General features: G+C 54.8%; 1 protein-coding gene. It reads right to left on the bottom strand.

Going from position 1 to position 2,878, the window contains the following annotated elements:
- A partial coding sequence (locus D0T84_RS21985; RefSeq protein WP_163310057.1) for a hypothetical protein occupies window positions 1-2,588 on the bottom strand: 2,588 nt, incomplete at its 3' end.
- Window positions 2,589-2,878: the final 290 nt, after the last annotated feature.

Genomic DNA, 2,878 nt, shown 5'->3' with positions numbered 1-2,878 from the left:
CCGTTCTCGGCACTTGGCTTGTTCAGGTCGTCACGGTATTTTACCGATACGGTGAATGTACCGCTCAGGTCGGTTCCCGTTGCCCACGATGTACTACCGGGAGTGATATCTTCGATAATGTCACCGTTGGTATTGACGTGGATAAAGCGGATATTACTTACCTTGTCCGTGCCGTTGGTCTTGAAGGTATAAGTCTGCGTATTGGTAGCCGGTTTGCTGAAGTCAGCCTTCTGCGAGGTACGGCTGGCTTGTGTCCCGCAACCATCGCCAAAGTTGCTTTCAACCACATCGAAGCAGGTAATCCCGATGAACGTACCTTTACCTATAGCCATATTTTCTACCACATCCACAGTATATACCCCCGAGTTCATCGGCGTGCTGCCTGCACAGCCACTGCCGTTGCCTACCTCACAGTAGTATTTGTAGGTGCCTGCTGCCGGTTCTTTGACTATGCAGCTATTGCTTGTTTCACCGCTTAGTTTGGTATAGGTAGTGCCGCCGTTCGCGCTGCGGTACCACTGGTACGATACGGTAGGCGCGCCCGATGCGAAGCTTGCCGATACCTTACCCAGCGTCACTTCCGTATTTACAAAGGTGGTCTGCTTGCTGTCCGCACTTGGCGATACACTTATAGGGCTTACGCAATCGTCTTTCAAGGTTACCGCATGTTGTCCGATACCCGTACCGCAGGCATTGCTTACCTCTACCTTTACGGTGGTGGTGGCAGCCGTGCCTGTAGCACTGAACTTGACCACTGCAAACGAGGTATTGCCTCCACCCGACTGTATGGTGGCATCGCCTGTCACCGTCCATTTGTAAGACGTAGCAGGACCAAAGTTGATATCGGCCGTATAGGTTACCACATCGCCCTTGTTGGGTTCTTCGGCGCTGCGGTTCAGTGTCACCGTTGGCACAGCCGAACTTTCGTTCGAGAGGGTTATCGTTGCAGCCGGGCTGGTACAGCCTCCGGTTTCGGTCACCGTTACCGAGTATTCGCCGCCGGTGCTTACCGTAATACTCTTGGTGGTGGCGTATGGCTGCCCGTCTTTGTACCACTGGTAGGTATATGTACCCGCGCCCGAAGGTACGGCATTGAGCGTAGCCACGCCCGAGCAGAGCACCTTATCGCCTGTGATATTCGGGCGTTGTGGTATTGTTCCCGTAGTGATGGTTTCCGTGCCGATGGCTTCGGCCGCACAGCTGCTGCTCATGGTAGCCCGGCAGCGAAGCACAAAGCTGCTGCCCGTGGCAGGTACGGTGTACAGTATATTTTGTCCTGTGCCTATCTGTGTATTGTTTTCGTACCATGTGTAGGTATAGCCCGGCTGCACATTGCTTACCGATAGCTGTACGCTGCCTCCCGCGCAGAAAGCGGCAGGCTTGGCAATAACAGGGGTAATAAGGTCTGCTCCCGTATTAGGGTCTACCGATACGGTTACCGTTTCGCTCGGGGTAGAGTAGCATGTACCATCATTCACCACGGCAAACCAGTCGCCTACGCCTGCCTGTATCTCAGTGCCTGTAAGCCCCGAGTCCTGCCCGTCCTTGAACCAGACAACGGTGCCTGTTCCCGATGGGTTGGAGGCTATCAGGGTGGTGGTGCCATTGGCATCGCATACCATACCATTGTTGCCACGCACTACGATAGCTACGGGCGCAGGGGCTCCCGTACCGTCCTTGCTCACAGTAACGGCATTGCCTGCTTTTTGCCCGCAGCCTATCAGTCCCATCCAGATATCGTATACTCCCGCCTGTGTGACGGTAATGTAGTTTACCCCGCGGGCGATCTCTATGTTGTTGCGTGTCCATATCAGTTCGTCGAGGTTTGATGTTGCAGGGTCTACCCACAGGTACACGGCTCCTCCGGCGCAGAATGAGATGGCCTTACCCGAAGGCTTGCTGTTGATGGCAGGTGCTGTTCCCAAAGAAGGGTCGCAGCTTTGTCCCAGCTGGCTGAACAGGAAGTCTTTGTATAAGCCCGTACAGCTACTGGTCACCCGTACCACCGCCGAACGGGGCTTGGTAGAGTTATTGGCCTCGAACGAGACGCGGAATGTCCCCGCCGTTTCGTCCGTTTCCGTCAGCGAGAGGTAATCGGCACCCGTCAGCACGGCAAAGGTGAAAGGCCCGTTTACACAATCGGGGTCGGTGATTTCAAATTCATCGTCACAGCCCGTACCGTCTGCCTCAACATCGGTACACGGCTTGGGGCTGATCTCCATCTGGCTGGTACCGTCGCACATGCTTATCCAGCGCTGGGCGTTGTAGTACTCCACACAGCGGGTATCGGTGTTGTAGATAGTCAGCCCTTCGTAGAGGAAGGGTGTCGCCCTGTTAGGGTCGGAGGTGAAGGCCGAGCCTATAGCACCGTCTTTGAGCGCGTTGCGCTGTGCGGTACTCAGGTGGGGAAGGCGCAGGCCTCCGGTGTTGCTACTGCCGGAGACGACCTCCAGGATGGAATAATTCTCGGGGGATTTGCCTTCCCCTACGGTCACCTGGGCGCGCAGCCCGGAACCAAAAAGCAGCATTGCAAAGAGAAGCAACGGCAATAGCCTTCGCTTACTCTGTTGTGTGCAGGTTGTTTTCATAAAAGTAATTTTTAAGCCACCCCCTCCCGGCCTCCCCCAAATGGGGAGGAGACTGGAGAGATGGAAAGATGAATAATACACCTCNGAATAATACACCTCACCCCAACCCTCTCCACTGGAGAGGGGGAAGCAGAGGCTCTGTTTATTATATTTAAATTTGAGTTGCTTTGACCGCCTCGCACTACCTCCCCGATAGGGGGAGGCAGGAAGGGGTGTATTACGGGGAGGCTCCGCCCTACTACTTTCGCAAGCGGCGGGCAGAATAAGTGAAGACAAATAAGACAACATTG

The sequence above is a fragment of the Dysgonomonas sp. 521 genome, assembly GCF_010501055.1.
Lineage (GTDB): Bacteria > Bacteroidota > Bacteroidia > Bacteroidales > Dysgonomonadaceae > Dysgonomonas.
Note: the sequence above shows the minus strand (reverse complement) of the source record. Positions and strands in the feature narration are given on the sequence as shown.